General features: G+C 59.0%; 9 protein-coding genes. 7 read left to right on the top strand and 2 right to left on the bottom strand.

What is annotated here, in order from left to right:
* Nucleotides 1-128: 128 nt before the first annotated feature.
* Together GWQ22_RS18735 and GWQ22_RS18730 are read right to left on the bottom strand one after the other, a co-directional pair.
* Nucleotides 129-893 (bottom strand): helix-turn-helix transcriptional regulator, encoded by a 765-nt coding sequence (locus GWQ22_RS18735; protein WP_275931249.1) that lies wholly within the window; start codon nucleotides 891-893, stop codon nucleotides 129-131.
* Between the two features lie 438 nt (nucleotides 894-1,331).
* On the bottom strand, nucleotides 1,332-2,246 hold the full coding sequence (locus GWQ22_RS18730; RefSeq protein ID WP_042039274.1) for a LysR family transcriptional regulator: 915 nt from the start codon (nucleotides 2,244-2,246) through the stop codon (nucleotides 1,332-1,334).
* 263 nt (nucleotides 2,247-2,509) lie between these two features.
* On the opposite strand from GWQ22_RS18730, the gene GWQ22_RS18725 reads away from it, so the two are divergent.
* From GWQ22_RS18725 to GWQ22_RS18695, 7 genes are all read left to right on the top strand, one after another.
* Complete coding sequence (locus GWQ22_RS18725) at nucleotides 2,510-2,836, top strand: hypothetical protein (RefSeq protein WP_042039275.1); 327 nt, start codon at nucleotides 2,510-2,512, stop codon at nucleotides 2,834-2,836.
* 30 nt (nucleotides 2,837-2,866) lie between these two features.
* The gene (locus tag GWQ22_RS18720; protein WP_108537702.1) at nucleotides 2,867-3,553 is read left to right on the top strand and encodes a pirin family protein; all 687 of its coding nucleotides are present in this window, start codon (nucleotides 2,867-2,869) and stop codon (nucleotides 3,551-3,553) included.
* A 40-nt stretch (nucleotides 3,554-3,593) separates the two neighbouring features.
* Entirely contained in the window at nucleotides 3,594-3,986 is a 393-nt protein-coding gene (locus GWQ22_RS18715; protein ID WP_275931248.1) for a DoxX family protein, read from the top strand.
* A gap of 231 nt (nucleotides 3,987-4,217) precedes the next feature.
* Entirely contained in the window at nucleotides 4,218-7,619 is a 3,402-nt protein-coding gene (gene recC, locus GWQ22_RS18710) for an exodeoxyribonuclease V subunit gamma (RefSeq protein WP_275931247.1), read from the top strand.
* Nucleotides 7,619-11,239 carry an exodeoxyribonuclease V subunit beta gene (gene recB, locus GWQ22_RS18705; protein ID WP_275931246.1) on the top strand — a complete coding sequence of 1,207 codons (3,621 nt, stop codon included), beginning with the start codon at nucleotides 7,619-7,621 and terminating at the stop codon, nucleotides 11,237-11,239. Before recC ends, recB begins: the two co-directional genes overlap by 1 nt.
* The gene (gene recD, locus GWQ22_RS18700; RefSeq protein ID WP_275931245.1) at nucleotides 11,236-13,302 is read left to right on the top strand and encodes an exodeoxyribonuclease V subunit alpha; all 2,067 of its coding nucleotides are present in this window, start codon (nucleotides 11,236-11,238) and stop codon (nucleotides 13,300-13,302) included. The genes recB and recD overlap by 4 nt, the downstream gene beginning before the upstream one ends.
* Before the next feature lie 60 nt (nucleotides 13,303-13,362).
* Complete coding sequence (locus GWQ22_RS18695) at nucleotides 13,363-15,222, top strand: hypothetical protein (RefSeq protein ID WP_275931244.1); 1,860 nt, start codon at nucleotides 13,363-13,365, stop codon at nucleotides 15,220-15,222.
* The last annotated feature ends 433 nt before the right edge of the window (nucleotides 15,223-15,655 follow it).

Below are 15,655 nucleotides of genomic sequence, written 5' to 3'. Positions count from 1 at the left end.
TCTGGCGCTGCCAAAAATCAACGCGTTCTTGAGTGGTCATAGCGGAAATCCCAACGTAGATACGATGGGTTTCAGTGTGCCGAGGTGATCTCAGTAAAAACAGGTGCTGATTCAGGGGCGCTTACTGATCAGTTGTCGATATTGGGGATCATGTCGTCGAAGCTGTGATAGCCACAATCCGCCAGTTGCAGCGACATGGTGTAGGTCTTGGCGTGCTCCTGCTGACCGATGGCGGGGCGGTTGAGCTTGAGCTCCTGATGCCAGTACTCCTTCATCCGATCGATCAGCGCCATCGCCTCGCTCTCGTTGAGGTGCAGCTGGCAGAGCGCCATGTAATTGTTCGGCTTGTGCATGTTCTCCACCAGATACTCTCCCAGCACCGACATTGCCTGCCGTGCCTGCTGGCGGGCGAAGCGGCTGTGCTGCTCGAAGCTGATGCGCTCGCTGATGAGGAAGTGGTAACTGTTGTCGATGCCGAGCTGCAAAATGTCGAGCTTCTCCAGCTTGCGCAGGTAGAGGTAGCAGGAGGCATCGGTCAGGCTGTACTCCCGCTTGAGATCGATCAACGTCTTGTCGCGCCAGAAGATATTGGCGAGAAAGGCGTAGAGCCCCGGCTCGTTGTGAAACGCCTCGTCTTGCTCCTGGGTGAAGACGGCGCGGCGGCTCTGGGCGTCCTGAGTGCGATCCAGCAGCTCCTCGAATGACAGCCCCACCAAGTGGCAGATCTCCAGCAGAGTATCGAACGGCAGGGAGGGCTTGTTCATCATCCGTTTCACGGTGGCGATGGAGACGCCCATCGCCTCTGCCAGGGTCTGATAGCGGATCCCCTTGTCGGTCAGGGTCTTCTTCAGGGTGTCGAGAATATTGTTGGCCAGGGTCTGGCTGTAGGTCATGCAACTATTCCTTTATCTGCATCTTTATGTTGTGTCAGAAATTGAGTGATTTTGTCGTTGTGGGCTCAGATATTGACACTTAAAAAAACCAGAGGAAATAAACCCGTCGTAATCGATTGAAATGGCCAGACCAGTCAAGGGTGAAGGTTGCAGATAGTGATACTCTGCGGTGCATATCTTTCAACCATTCAACATTTTTCTGGTGGTGCATAAAACATCGCGCATAATTCAAAACGAATCGGATTCAAGACCTTCCTGGTTGAGAAATCGATTGTTTGCTTCCAATTTAAGGGTTTTTTAAACCGAAAGGTTTTTATTCTTTCCTGGCATTGAGCGGAACTCGCAAGAGGTCCGCTTTTTTCTTTTCCCCGAATGTGCACCCACCGTCAAGCGGAGGCGGGCTCCGCCTCCATCTGTCATACCAAAGGCTCCCCGGCCTCACTCCCCCTTGCCGGGAAACAGCTTGGGGATCTCCCGTACCAGCCAGCTCTTGGCCTTGCCCATGGTATCGCGCCGCCAGGCCAGCACGACCTGGATCTGGTGACGATATTCGGGGCTGATCACCTTGAGGCGGCCCGCCTTGATGTCCTCTTCTATCCAGCTCAGCGGCATGGTGCCGACGCCTATCCCCGCCAGCAGGGCATCGCGCTTCTCCGTCATGGTACTGACGGTGAGGCGTGGCTGCTTGTCGAGCAGGCGATAGGTGAGCACCGGCTTGCGCAGCGCAGAGTCCGCCACTGCGATGGCGCGGTAGCGGCGCAGGGTTTCGTCCGCTAGGGGCTCGGGCTCCTGGTGCAGCGGGTGATCCGGGTGGGCGACGTAGAGCATCACCTCTTCCTGCAGCACCTGATGCTTGACGCCTGTCAGCATGATATCGGGGTTGAGGGAGGAGATGAGCAGGTCGGCGCGGCCATCTTCCAGACACTCCCAGCTGCCTGCCAGCACCTCGGCGCGAAACCTCAACCGGGTATCCGTCAGCTCGGCCAACCTTTCGACCAGGGGATAGAGCGTCTGCAGCGGCATCAGGGCATCGACGGCGATGGTGATGTCTGTCTCCCAGCCACGGGCCAGCGCCCGGGTTTCACCCACCAGATGCTCGGCAGCGGCCAGCAGTACCCGGCCTTGCTCCAGCAGCATGCGGCCGGCCGGGGTGAACTTGGTTCTGTGACCGCTGCGATCAAACAGCATGGCGTCCAGCTCGTCTTCCAGTTTCTGTACCGTGTAGCTCAGCGCCGAGGGGACCTTGCCCAGCTCGTCGGCGGCCGCCGCGAAGCTGCCACGGCGATCGATGGCATCCAGTACCCGGATGGCTTCCAGGGTCAGCGCCCGTTCCTTGTTCGATTCCTTGGCCATTTCATACCTTCAATTTTTTTGAACATGTTTACCAGTTTATCTCGCTAACAACTTAGGCCAAGTGTCTTTAATATTCAATCAACGCTTAGGCAGGAAGGCCTGGCGGCCAAATAAACGGTAGTTCCGGGCTGTGATATCATAAAGAGTGATGTCTGATGTCGGTGAAAGAACAACATACTATTTGAATAACCTCTTGCATGGATGCATTGATTCTGGCCGAGCCGGCCTTGGCAATGACATAAAAACCAAGAGAGTGAACGAACATGAAAAATGTAATCAAGATGCTGGCCGTTGCAGGCCTGATGACCGCTGGTTTTGCACAGGCTTCCGTTCCCGCAGATCTCAACGCCGCCCCGGGTGTGCTGTTTGTGAACTGGCATGCGACCGCCACTGTGGATGGCAAGGCCAACCCCATGCTGGAAGTGCGTGACGAGTCTGGCGATGTGCTGGCATCAGTCCACGCCAACCTGACTGGGACCCAGCAGGTGCAGCTTCCGAGCCGCACTCAGGGTACGCTGACTGTCAGCCTCGGGGATCAGAGCAGTGACTACCGCATCCCGTTTGGCATCGGCAGCGGCAAACAGCGTTAATCAACCGTTTCGGAACGTGAGGAGCACACCATGATGACATTGAGAGCCTCAGAAGCGCGCGGCAAGGCCAATTTCGGCTGGCTGGATGCGCGCCACAGTTTCTCCTTCGGGCACTACTATGACCCTGACTGGATGGGACACTCGGTGCTGCGGGTCATCAATCAGGATCTGGTTGCACCGGGTGGCGGATTCGCCACTCACCCTCACGCCAACATGGAGATCCTGACCTGCGTGCTGCAAGGCACCATAGAGCACAAGGACAGCCTCGGCCACGCCGAGCAGATCCCGGCAGGGGATTTCCAGCTGATGAGCGCAGGGTCCGGCATCCGGCACAGCGAGTACAACCCCTCGCAGACCGAGCCGCTCTCCCTGTTGCAAATCTGGATCGAGCCGAATGAACACGGCACGACACCCGGATATCAGCAGAAGAAGATTGAAGCCAGACCCGGTCTGACGCTGGTGGCGTCCCCGGATGGCGAAGCGGGATCCTTCAGGATCCGCCAGCAGGCCCGCATATGGCGGCTGCAGCTTGAACCCGGTGAGAGTCTCGCTTGGGCGCTGGCCGGCCGACACGGTTATCTGCAGATGATTTCAGGGGAGTTGACCGCCAATGGTCTGGCTGCCCGACCCGGCGACGGGGTACTCAGTCGTGATGAACCCAACTGGGATCTGGTGGCAATGAGTGCCAGCCAAGCCCTGTTATTTGACCTACCCTGAAGCAGTCAGCGGTGATTTGACATAAAACGAGGAGTTTGAAATGGACAAGATGAAAGATTTGGCACTGCTGGTGGGTCGCGTACTGCTGGCACTGATGTTCGTAAAAGCTGGCTGGGCCAAGATCGGCGGTTATGCCGGTACCCAGGGTTACATGGAAGCCATGGGTGTGCCCGGATTCATTCTGCCGCTGGTGATCCTGCTGGAGCTGGGTGGTGGCCTTGCCATCATGCTGGGTCTGTTCAGCCGCAGCATCTCGGTGCTGATGGCCGGTTTCACCCTGATGGCCTCCTTTATTTTCCACTATCAGCCTGCGGATCAGATGCAGATGCTGATGTTTATGAAGAACGTCTCCGTGGTCGGTGGTTTCCTGGCCCTGGCGGCGGCCGGTGCAGGGGCCTTCAGTCTGGATGCCCGCCTCGGCAAGAACTGGTAATACCCGGATAGCGGGAGTTTTCCAACGCTTTTTGGCCGGTGCAGCAGCACCGGCTTTTTTATGTCCGCCATTGACCCTCTCCCGCCCCGCATGATGGCGACGTGATCTGCGGCAACAAGCGCCTTTTGCATCTTCCCCCCCGATCCCCGACAATCCCATTTCGTGTGAAGTGACGGGAATAACTCACCTTTTCTCGCACTCACCCCTCTTTTGAATTGGCGGGAGTCGTCCATGTTTACCCTCTACCACTCCAATCAGCTGGATCTGCTCAAGGAGCTGTTGGTGAGCCGCATCCGGCAGGCTCCTCTCTCTCACCCTTTCGATCGGGAGCAGATCCTGGTGCAGAGTCCGGGCATGGCCCAGTGGCTCAAGCTGGAGCTGGCCAAAGCCTTCGGCATCGCCGCCAATATCGACTTTCCGCTGCCCGCCAGCTTCATCTGGGATATGTTCACCCGGGTGTTGGCGGATGTGCCTCGCATAAGCCCCTACAACAAGGGATCCATGAGCTGGCAGCTGATGACCATTCTGCCTGCCTTGCTGGACAGGCCCGCCTTTGCGCCGCTGGCCGCCTATCTGGGCGGTGGGGATGACGCGGATCCCGCCAAGGATCCCGAGCAGGTGCGGCTGTGGCAGCTCTGCCAGAAGGTGGCGGATCTGTTTGACCAGTATCTGGTCTACCGGTCGGACTGGATCGCCCGCTGGGAAGAGGGCGAAGGATTGAGTCAGGAGCTGGCCGATGTGAGCGGTCAGGATTGGCAGCCCGAGCTGTGGCGCGAGCTGGTGGCCCGCACCCTGGCGCTCTCCCCGAGCGGCTACCACAGAGCCAACCTCTACGAGGAGTTTATCCACGAGCTGCAACGCACCTTGGATCTGCCGGGCAAGCTGCCGCAGCGGGTCTTTGTGTTCGGCATCTCGGCGTTGCCGCCGCGCTATGTGGAGGCGCTGCTGGCCCTCGGTAGCCGACCTGAGGTGGAGGTGCACCTGTTCGTCACCAACCCCTGTCGCTACTACTGGGGGGATCTGCTCGATCGCAAAACCCTGGCGCGGCTCGAAAACAAGCTCAAGCCCGGTACCGATATCGAGACGTTGCAGGGCCCCGCCAACCCGCTGCTCGCCTCCATGGGCAAGCTGGGGCGCGACTACCTGCATCAGCTGATGGAGCTGGAGGTGCCGCAAATCGAGGCTTTCGTCGATATCGATGAGGTGGATGCCAAGGGCAATGTCAGCCTGCTGCGCGCCATTCAGAAGGATGTGCTGGAGCTAGGTTCGCGGGGCGAGGGCCAATTTGATCTCGACAGCAGCCATCACAAGAGCCCGATCGATCCGGCGGATGGATCCTTGCAGATCCACGCCTGCCACGGCCCGATGCGGGAACTTGAAGTGCTGCACGACCGGCTGCTGGCGCTGTTCGAGCAGGACCCGTCCCTCACCCCGAAAGATGTGGTGGTGATGATGCCGGATGTGAACAGCTACGGCCCCTACATTCAGGCGGTTTTTGGTAAAGAAAAGAGTGGCGCGCGGGGTCAGATCCCGTTTGCGGTATCGGATCGGGCGGCGAGTCAGGAGAGCCCGCTGCTGCAAAGCTTCCTCGCCCTGCTCAGGTTGCCCAACGCCCGCTTCGGGGCGGGCGAGCTGCTCGCCATTCTCGAGGTGCCCGCCGTGCTGCGCCGCTTCGAACTGGATGACGACGAGTTCAACCAGCTGCGGGTCTGGGTGCAGGAGACCGGCATTCGCTGGGGGCTGGATGACGGCTACCCCGTCCGGTTCGATCTGCCACCCATGTCCGGCAACAGCTGGCTGTTCGGCCTGCGCCGCATGCTGCTCGGCTTTGCCATGGGGGATGGCGAGCCGGTGGCGGGCATTTTGCCCTACGCCGATATCGAAGGTCAGCAGGGGCTGGCGCTCGGCAAGCTCGCCTGGTTTGTCGATTCGCTGGCCGAATTCCTGCCCCGCTTGCAACAGGCGCAGCCGCTGGCCGAGTGGAACGGCTGCCTGCTGGCGCTGCTGGAGCGCTTCTATCTGGCCGACGAGGAGGAAGAGCGTCAGCTCCAGCTCATTCGCAGCCAGCTGGCCGAGTGGCAGACCCAGCTCGGCGAGGCCCGCTTCGATCAACCCATCACCGCCGACCTGTTGCAGGATTATCTCGGCAGCGTGCTGGGGGAGTCCCGCTCCAGCCAGCGCTTCCTCGCCGGTCAGGTCAACTTCTGCACCCTGATGCCGATGCGCTCCATCCCCTTCAAACAGGTCTGCCTGCTCGGCATGAACGATGGCGTCTACCCGCGCACCCTGGCTCCCATGGGATTCGATCTGATGGCGGTGGCATCGCGGCGCGGGGATCGCTCCCGCCGCGATGACGACCGCTACCTGTTCCTCGAGGCACTGCTCAGTGCCCAGCAGGGGCTCTACATCAGCTATCAGGGGTTCAGCGCGCAGGACAACAGCGACAAGGTGCCCTCCGTGCTGCTGGCGGAACTGATCGACTATGTGCGGCAGGGCTTTGTGCTGGCGGGGGATGAGAGCCTCGATGACGAAACCTCCGGCAAGCGGCTGCTCAACCACCTGATGGTGGCGCACCCGCTCACCCCCTACAGCCGAAATTACTTCTACCCACAGGCGGGATCCGGCCTCTTTACCTATGCCGCCGATTGGCTGCCCGCCCTTAACCCGGTGCGCGGCGCGGCCAACTTCCAGAGCGGCGAGCTGCCGTTGCCGCCAGATTGGAACAGAGGGGGGGGCAAGGAGCAGGGGTTGGAGCTGGCGGAGCTGCTGCGCTTCTATCGGCAGCCCACCAAATATTTCCTCAACCGTCGCCTCAAGGTTTGGTTTGAGTTGAATGAGGCCAACATCGAGGACAGCGAGCCGTTCGAGCTGGATGGGCTGCAACATTATCAGCTGAAAGATCTGCTGCTCGATGCCCATCTGGCAGAGGGGGATAGTCCAGAGCGGAGCGACAGCGTGAGCAAACGCCGCGAGCGGTTGCAGCTTACCGGCCTGCTGCCGCAAGGGTGGTTCGGCAGCCTGCTGCTGGACGATCTGGATGCAGAGATGGGCAAGCTGGCCGATCGGTTACGGCCCTGGGTTGCGGCCAATGAGTCAGAAAAACAGGCGGTGGAGATCGATATCTCCCTCACTCAGGGCCAGCTGCAAGGGTGGATCGACACCCAGAAGGGGCGTTTGCTGGTGGTCAAACCCGGCAGCTTCAACGGCAAGGATCTGCTGCTGGGCTGGATCCAGCACCTCTGTCTCTCATTGAGCTGTGCCCCTGGCGACACCCTGCTGTTCGATGCCAAACAGAGTCTGCGGTTGCCCAAGCTCTCGGCCGATGAGGCGCGGCCCAAGCTGGCGGCGCTGGTGGCGTGCTGGGCGCAGGGGATGAAGCGGCCGCTGCCCTTCTTCCCCAACACCGCCTGGGATTGGCTCAAGGCGATCGAGAAGGATCCCGACAAGCCGGAGGCAGCCGACAAAGCGGCCCTCACCCGTTTCAACGGCGGCTGGATGATCAAGGGGGAAGGGGAAGACCCTTATGTTGCCCGCTGCTTCCCCGAACTCGATGACGAGGTGCTGGGGCAGTTGCAGGCTCTGGCCCGTGAACACCTGACCCCGCTGCTCAAGACCCTGGAGGAGCTGAAATAATGGCTAACCCGCTCAATACCCTGCGTTTTCCCCTCCATGGTGAACGACTGATTGAAGCCTCTGCCGGTACCGGCAAGACCTACACTATCGCCGGTCTCTACCTGCGCCTGCTGCTGGGCCACGGCCCGCTCATTGAAGAGGGGGCCGATGCCGGTCAGCCGAGCGCCCACGAACGGCCGCTGTCGGTGACCGAGATCCTGGTGGTGACCTTTACCGAAGCGGCCACCGCCGAGCTGCGGGGGCGGATCCGCGGTCGCATCCACGAGGCGCGCCTCGCCTTTATGCGCGGTGAAAGCAAGGATGCGTTGCTGGCCCAGTTGCTGGTCGAGGTGGAGGATCACGAGCTGGCGGCCCGTCGCCTGCTGGCCGCCGAGCGGCAGATGGACGAGGCGGCGGTCTTTACCATCCACGGCTTCTGCCAGCGGATGCTCAAGCAGAACGCTTTCGAGTCGGGCGCCCTCTTTGAAACCGAATTTCTCACCGACGACAGCCAGCTCAGGCTGCAGGCGGTGAGCGACTACTGGCGCGCCGAGTTCTATCCGGTGGATAAGACCCTCGCCAGCTCGGTGCGCGTGCTCTGGCCGAGCCCCGCCGCCCTGCTGCGGGAGATGAGCAGCTGGCTCGACAACAGCGAGCTGGAGATCCACCCGGCCTTGGGGGATGAGACCCTCGCCGCTCGCCATCAGGCAGCTATGGCCCGCATTGAGGTGGTGAAGCGCGAATGGTTGGCGCAGACGGACGAGATCCGCCGTCAGACCGATGGCCAGATCAGCCGCTATACCGGCAAAAACTACGAAAGCTGGCTCGCCAAGATAGCCGACTGGGCGCAGGACGAGAGCAGCGGCTATGCCATCCCGAAGGAGCTGGAGCGCTTCGGCCAGACGGTGCTGGAGGAGAACCTCAAGAAGGGGGGCGCAGTGCCGACCCTGCCGCTGTTTAGCCAGATCGACGAGCTGCTGGCGAGCCGCCCCGGTATTCGGGATCTGATCCTGCAACGGGCGGCGGTGGTGGTGCGCAGCCGGATGCAGGCGAGCAAGCGTCAGGCCCATCAGCTCTCGTTCGATGACCTGCTCAAAGATCTCGACGGGGCGCTCGGCTCGGGCCTTGGCGAGCGGCTCTGCGATCGCATTCGTGCCACCTACCGGGTGGCGATGATAGATGAATTTCAGGATACCGACCCCCAGCAGTACCGTATCTTCCATCGTCTTTACGGCGGTCATAGCGACACGGCGCTCTTGATGATCGGTGACCCCAAGCAGGCCATCTACGGCTTTCGCGGCGCTGACATCTTTACCTACATTCAGGCGCGGCGAAATGTGAGCGCCCACTACACTCTTGGGCGCAACTGGCGCTCCAGCAGTGCGCTGGTAGGGGCGGTCAACGGCCTGTTCGAGCGGGCGAAAGATCCCTTTATCTACGAGGCGGATATCCCCTTCCTGCCGGTGGAGGCGCAGGGCAAGAGCAAGGCGCTGCTGCTCGATGGTGCCACCGCCCCAGTGCTCCACTGCTGGCAGCTGAGCGGCCAGCCCACCTTCAATCGGGGGGATTACCAGAGCAAGATGGCCCGCGCCACCGCCGCCGAGATCCACCGTCTGCTGACGCTGGCCCGCGAGGGCAAGGCAAAGATAGGTGATCAGGCGGTGAAAGCCGGAGATATCGCCGTGCTGGTGCGCACCGGAGCCGAGGGCAAGCTGGTGCAGCAGGAGCTGGCGCGGCTCGCCATCGCCTCCGTCTATCTGTCGAACCGCGAGAGCGTGCTGGAACAGACGGAGGCGCGGGAGATCCTGCTGATTTTGCACGCCTGCCAGAACCCGAGTGAAGAGAGGAGCCTCAGGGCAGCGCTCGCGACCGGGCTGTTTGATCTGGATGCCAAGGCGCTCGATGGGCTGGCCTCGGACGAGCGGGCGTGGGAGAGCGCGGTGCAGGAGTTTATGGAGTACCGATCGATCTGGCATCGCCGCGGCGTGCTGGCCATGTTGCGGGCCCTGCTGTACCGGCGCAATCTCGCCTCTTCGCTTTTGGCGAGCCCCTATGGCGAGCGGCGGCTGACCAACTTCCTCCATCTCGGCGAGCTGCTGCAACAGGTGAGCAGCGAGCTGGACGGGGAGTATGCCCTGCTGCGCTGGCTGGGGGAGGCGGTGAGCCGCCAGAGCGGCGAGGATGCGGAGCAGGTACTGCGGCTCGAATCCGAGCGCAAGCTGGTGCAGATCGTCACCATTCACAAATCCAAGGGGCTGGAGTACCCGCTGGTGTTCCTGCCCTTTATCTGCAGCCACAGAACCGCCGAGACCCCGCTCTATCACGAGGCGGACGAGGCGGGCAATCGCACCATTCTCGATCTGACCGGCGCCGAGGGCTCCCTGGCGGAGGCCGACCGCGAGCGCCTTGCCGAAGATCTGCGGCTGCTCTACGTGGCGTTGACCCGGGGCGTCTACGCCACCTGGCTGGGGCTGGCGCCGGTGCGAGCGGGAGCTGGCAAGTCGGAGAAGACCGATCTGCACCACACCGCCATCGGCTACCTGCTGCAAAAGGGCGAAGAGGGGGATGCTGCCACGCTGGCGACTGCCCTGACCGAGCTGTCACAGGCGCTGCCCGGGGTGGCCGTCGGTGAGCCCTCGCTCACCCGTCTGGCCCCGCTGCCGCCTGAAGAGGAGCAGTTGGGCGAGCCGCAGGTGCGCCACTTTACCGGTCGGCTGGAGCGGGACTGGTGGATCAGCTCCTACTCCGGGCTGGCGGCGCAGGGTCACGGTCACAGCAAGGGGGTGCTCGCCAATCCCGGCTTCGATGATGAGGTGGTGACCGAGGCGGCCGCGCTGGCTGCCGAACTGTCTACAGCACAACAGGAGGAGGCACCCCAGCCCTCCATCTTCACCTTCCCGAAAGGGGCGCGTCCCGGCACCCTGCTGCACAGCCTGTTCGAGACCATCGATTTTCAGAGTGCCGGTGGCGAGTCGCTGGCGCAGCATATTGCCAGTTTGTTGCTGCAAGACGGCTTCGACGAGCGCTGGGCCGAGGTGCTGCAACAGCAGGTGGAGGCGGTGCTCGATACTCCGCTCGATACCGGCTTTGGTGATCCGGTGCGGCTGCGGGATCTGGCCCCCGAGCGCAAACAGGTGGAGCTGGAGTTCTTCCTGCCCATGGGGCGGGTGACGGCACCGGCGCTGACCGCGCTCTGCCAGCAGCACGACCCGCTGTCGCGGGGCAACAAGCCGCTCAGCTTTGCCACAGTGCAGGGGATGCTCAAGGGCTTTATCGATCTGGTGTTCGAGTGGCAGGGGCGCTGGTATCTGCTCGACTACAAATCGAACCACCTCGGTATGAGCGCCGCCGATTACAGCCGTCCGGCGCTGGAGCGGGCGATGGCGGAGCATCGCTACGACCTGCAATACCAGCTCTACTCGCTGGCGCTGCACCGGCTGCTCACCCTGCGCCTGCCGGGCTACGACTTCGAGCAGCACTTTGGTGGGGTTTTCTATCTGTTCCTGCGTGGCATGCCGCAGGGGGGCATTTTCCATACCCGCCCGAGCCGTGAACTGGTGTTGGGGCTCGACACCTTGTTTAGCGCAGGCAGCGAGTCGCCAGCAGCGGGATCCCACCCATTGAATGAGGTAGAGGCATGAGTGGCACCATGATTAGCTCCGCAACCAGCGCAATGATGGTTGAACGGTTAAAAGCACTGGCACTGGCTGGCCGTATCCGCCAGCTGGATCTGCAATTTGCCAAGCTGGTGGCCGATCTGGGCGGCAGCCCCGAGCTGGTGCTGGGAGCGGCGCTCGCCTGCTTCGAGCTGGGGCGCGGCCATGTTTGCCTGCCCCTTGAGATGCTCGCAGCCGGATCCCTGCGCCCGTTCGGGCTGGATCCCCAGCAGAGCCGGGATCTGCTGCTGGATCTGGCGGATCCTGCCTGCTGGCCCGCCCTGTTTGCGGCAAGCCCGCTCGTTGGTACCGAACAGGATGAGAGGCTCGCCCCGCGCTGGCCGCTGCGGCTGTGGCATGGGCGGCTCTACCTCACCCGCCACCACGATCACGAGCAGGGGGTAGCCCGCCATCTGCGCGCTTTGAGTGAAAGAGCCGAATGGCCGGAGATAGCCCCGGCCCTGTCGCGGCTGTTTGCCCGCGACTACGGGCTGGTGTTCGGGGCGCTGCTCAAGGCCCGCCTCGCCCCCGATTTCTCGGCCCGCCACTTTATCGAGAAGTATCTCGATCTGGTGTTCCCGAGCGAAGTGGATTGGCCCGCCATCGAGGTGCTGCTGGCCAGCGCCCAGGCGGCGAGCGATCTTGGCAAGCTGGATACGCTGGTGCCCGAGGCGCTTTGCTGCAACGGCCAGAAGCTGGCGGCGGCCACCGCGGCGGCGCGCCCCTTTGCGGTGATCTCCGGCGGCCCCGGCACCGGCAAGACCACCACGGTCGCCAAACTGCTCGCCATTCTGGTGGAGACCGGCCTGCAAGCAGGCAAGGCCCCGGCGATCCGGCTGGTGGCCCCCACCGGCAAGGCGGCGGCACGCCTCACCGAGAGTATCGGTTCTGCTTTGCAGGCCCTCGATCTGCCCCCCGAGTGGGTCGAAGCGATCCCGACCGAAGCGGGCACCTTGCACCGGTTGCTCGGGGTGATTCCGGGGCGCAGCCAGTTCCGCCACCACGCGGGCAACCCGCTGCACCTCGACTTGCTGGTGGTGGATGAGGCCTCCATGGTCGACCTGCCGATGATGGCGCGCCTGCTCGATGCACTGCCGAGCCACGCCCGCCTGATCCTGCTCGGCGACAAGGATCAGCTCGCCTCGGTGGAGGCGGGGGCCGTGCTCGGCGATATCTGCAGCTTTATCGAGCAGGGCATCAGCCCCGCGCAGGCGGATTGGCTCTCCCGCCAGACCGGCTACCGCTTGCAGGGCACGCCCGCAGGGGCACCGGTGCGCGACAGCCTCTGTTTGCTGGCCAAGAGCTGGCGCTTTGATCAGCATTCCGGCATCGGCCAGTTGGCGCGTGCCTGCAACAGCGGCGATGCCACGGCGGTGGAATCGGTCTGGGGCATGGGCTTTAGCGATATCAGCCTGCACCCCTGGGCGGGGGAGGCTTTTGAGGCCCTGATTGCCCAAGGGGTGGCCGGTTACGGCAGCTATCTGAAGGCGGCCCGCGCGGGGGAAGCGCCCGCCGCCGTGTTCAAGGCATTCAATAGCTTCCAGATCCTCTGCGCCCTGCGGGGCGGCCCGTTCGGGGTTGAGGGGCTTAACGAGCGGCTCGAACTGGCCCTGTCACGGGCCGGCCTGATTGCCCGCGATGGCGACTGGTATGCCGGTCGCCCTGTGATGGTGGTGCGCAACGACCACGGGGTCGGCCTCTATAACGGTGATATGGGGCTCTGCCTGCCCGATGAAAGTGGCCGTTTGAAGGTATGGTTTGAGCAGCCGGACGGCACCCTGCGTGCCCTGTTGCCCAGCCGGCTGCCACCTCACGAGACTGTCTACGCCATGACCATCCACAAATCCCAGGGTTCGGAGTTTGCCCATACCGTGCTGGTGCTGCCCGACAGCCCCAGCCCGCTGCTGACCCGCGAGCTTGTCTATACCGGCATCACCCGTGCCAAGGCCCGGCTCGATCTCTACGGCGATCGCGCCCTGCTGGCACAAGCGGTACGGAAAAAGACCGAGCGTTATTCCGGATTGGCGGAGAGGTTGCGTGTTGGTTAGGGAAATAACGAGATATAAATGACTTGGTGATTTATATAAATAACTGTTTGGTGAATGAAGATGGAACAGAAAAGCGGATACAATACCTCCATAATTCAATCTATTGTTTGTGATTTCGAACGATTTATTATTGATAATGGAGAGCTTGATTATAAAGGGCTCTATCTGAAAGATGGTTATGTTTTCGCAGTCATTCATGAATTAATTGAAGCGCAAAAATTGCTAATAATAGAAGAATATGAAGAGTATCGTTCATTAGCAATCCCGGAACCAATATTTATTGATTCGATTCCTGATGGTTCGACTAGAATACCTTTAAGTAGTTCATGGGGGAAAGTAAATCTTCATGGTTACCCATTTACATTACCTGAAGCCATAAATGAATTAAATATTCATATACCTAAAAAGTTTCAGCCATTTCATTTCGACTATAAGTATGCAACGAACGTGTTTGAATTGAAGATGCGTTTTATGCCCCAAGAGGAAGAGGTAAAAGAGATAGAGGTTATATTGGCTGGCCTTGGTTATGATGCATATGAGATAAAAATAACAGTAGATCCCCTTGTTCGTAATTATCCAAGAAAAGAAAAAGAAATTGACATAGAAAATAAACGTGTTGCTAATCCGCACAATCTAATGCTTACTGCGAGTTCTTTCTTATCACCAAAATTGCCTAAAACGGTTATAGATAAATATGAAAGTGATGAGCAATTCTGGGTTGATCATAGGGTCAGCTTGTTAACAAATATGGATTTGGAAATTAAGGATGTTATTCCTTCAAGTTTTTTAGGTGAAAGTTCATGTTTTGTAGATGCAAGTGTGTTTATTCGAAATAACATTAGGGAGTATTTGTCCTTATATAAAATAATCATCATTGCACTGCCTTTTAACGACTGCGCATCAAAAAACAATGATTTTTATAGCATGTTTTCAATAACTAAATTTGAGCTGCAGGAGTTAATAAGAAGAGGTAGGTTGAAATTTGTATTAACACAAAATTTAAAACGATACTCTATGGATTTACTTGCAGACATCGTTGAGGTAGACCCTGATGCATTAATATTTCAGCGTAGATTGGCATCTTCAACTATTGTTGGTATGAGAAATAAGTCTGGACTACTTGGTTATTCATTATCTACAGATGAGCAATTTAATTTTATTCGAGCCCTTACTGTATCCGGGACAGATTCATCTCGACGTGTTGCATCTGCACTGGCAAAGTCATGGAATGGTATGGAGTATCTTCTGAATAAATTGGGTGTGACTGCTCTCCCTAATATTGGAATCGCGGATTTCTTATCTAACCTTTATGGTAATGAAAATATTAGGTTTCTTGGTTTATATAGCTCAGGCTATGAAATTTCATTGGGGCTGGGAGCCCATTATTTGCCTCCTGAATCTCCAGAAAATGTCGCATTAAATATGGTTGAGAGTTGTGGTGCATGGTACTCTGGTGTCAGAGTAAACCAATCCAATATTCGTGAGAATGAGTTGGGGAAACTTTTGCAAAATGTATTCACACTCAATAATGATATTGATGTATTAGAATTGGACCGCATTTTCTCTGGACATGAAATCCCATTTGCATCTACATTACTGAGCAATTATGCAAACTTGAGTGATGAGGAGTTGCAACGGAGAATGACTCTTCTTCGTACAGAAATTGGGAGGCTAGAATCTAACCAGAGTAGATTGTCATGCTGGGATTTTACCGGATTCATTGGTGGTGTTGGTGGTCTTTTATCTTCTGAACCAGTAGTTGGACTTTTGGTTTGGGCTATATCTGCTGCGGGAAAATATTTGGTTAGAAGTAGTGATACCGAAGTTTTTTATAAGCTGTCAGCATTGAATAATCGTACATCTAGAGATGTTGTCCTAATTCATCGAGCACGTAAAAACCTTGACAAATGTATTCCATAATCTCGTATGTTGTGCTTCGCAGGCTCAGCACCAACCTACCGACTGTGTAGGTTGTGGCTGAGCGTAGCGAAGCCCAACGTTTACCGCGAAATCTCTTTTTCCTCCTCTCATCCCCAGCCCTTCTCCCCATTCTTTATAAATAAGCGGGAGAAGGGCGATTTGGCTACGTGGCTATATCCCGAATTCACACGCCATTGCCAACGTTATATCCCCGATGCTGGATGATCCCCTCTCCCTTTGGCAGAGGGCAGAGGGCAGGGGGAAGGGTGCAGACTGCCACAATGCCCACTTCGTACAATCGGGTAGGGCTGTCTCTTGATCAGATCTTGATCCCCGAAGCCATCATCTCTTTGGCGGCAATAAAGCCGTCCAGTTTACTTTGCAGTGTTTGCCAGCCTTCCCAGAGTGAGCTCCAGCCTGCAATCCCTGTTCG

The organism is Aeromonas sp. 1HA1, from assembly GCF_029237385.1.
GTDB lineage: Bacteria > Pseudomonadota > Gammaproteobacteria > Enterobacterales > Aeromonadaceae > Aeromonas > Aeromonas popoffii.
The sequence above is the reverse complement of the archived record's forward strand: the minus strand, read 5'-3'. Positions and strand labels throughout refer to the sequence as shown.

What these genes read in the sequence shown, in the direction of transcription:
- recC (WP_275931247.1), top strand. Translation starts at nt 4,218, where the DNA reads ATGTTTACCCTCTACCACTCCAATCAGCTGGATCTGCTCAAGGAGCTG.
- GWQ22_RS18730 (WP_042039274.1), bottom strand. Translation starts at nt 2,246, where the DNA reads ATGGCCAAGGAATCGAACAAGGAACGGGCGCTGACCCTGGAAGCCATC.
- GWQ22_RS18735 (WP_275931249.1), bottom strand. Translation starts at nt 893, where the DNA reads ATGACCTACAGCCAGACCCTGGCCAACAATATTCTCGACACCCTGAAG.
- recD (WP_275931245.1), top strand. Translation starts at nt 11,236, where the DNA reads ATGAGTGGCACCATGATTAGCTCCGCAACCAGCGCAATGATGGTTGAA.
- recB (WP_275931246.1), top strand. Translation starts at nt 7,619, where the DNA reads ATGGCTAACCCGCTCAATACCCTGCGTTTTCCCCTCCATGGTGAACGA.
- GWQ22_RS18720 (WP_108537702.1), top strand. Translation starts at nt 2,867, where the DNA reads ATGATGACATTGAGAGCCTCAGAAGCGCGCGGCAAGGCCAATTTCGGC.
- GWQ22_RS18725 (WP_042039275.1), top strand. Translation starts at nt 2,510, where the DNA reads ATGAAAAATGTAATCAAGATGCTGGCCGTTGCAGGCCTGATGACCGCT.
- GWQ22_RS18715 (WP_275931248.1), top strand. Translation starts at nt 3,594, where the DNA reads ATGGACAAGATGAAAGATTTGGCACTGCTGGTGGGTCGCGTACTGCTG.
- GWQ22_RS18695 (WP_275931244.1), top strand. Translation starts at nt 13,363, where the DNA reads ATGGAACAGAAAAGCGGATACAATACCTCCATAATTCAATCTATTGTT.